Source organism: Pseudoalteromonas sp. S3776 (genome assembly GCF_005886915.1).
GTDB lineage: Bacteria > Pseudomonadota > Gammaproteobacteria > Enterobacterales > Alteromonadaceae > Pseudoalteromonas.
In genome coordinates this window covers 1-335 of record NZ_PNCU01000178.1, presented here as the reverse complement: position 1 = coordinate 335, position 335 = coordinate 1, and the positions used below count along the sequence as shown (strand labels likewise).

Annotated in this window: 1 protein-coding gene; it reads right to left on the bottom strand. The window is 53.1% G+C overall.

All coding sequences use genetic code 11. From position 1 onward, the window contains the following. A partial coding sequence (locus CWC16_RS19550; protein WP_212747463.1) for a transposase occupies positions 1-256 on the bottom strand: 256 nt, incomplete at its 3' end. Positions 257-335: the final 79 nt, after the last annotated feature.

Genomic DNA, 335 nt, shown 5'->3' with positions numbered 1-335 from the left:
TCAGCTTTTCTCCGTAAATTCTTGGCGCTCCTCGCCGCTTTGGCTCGGGCAGTGGTGGCAGGAATAACGCCAGATCATGGCGAACCTGACCGATGGCATGATAGCCAAGTTCCTGTGTGTGCCGGATTACGTGGCCTCTCATAAACCAGGAATCCAGAAGCACATAAGTGGTTCGCTCACCAATGACCGCGTGGGTAAATCGCAGCAGCGCCTTGGCCGTAAACTGTTTGCTGGTGTTGCCAGTTTCAGAAGGCATTCGAGCCAGCCAGGTAATTGAGGTTGGCACTTCATCCGTTGGACGGTGCTGAACCATGGTCAAATACACGAAACACTGT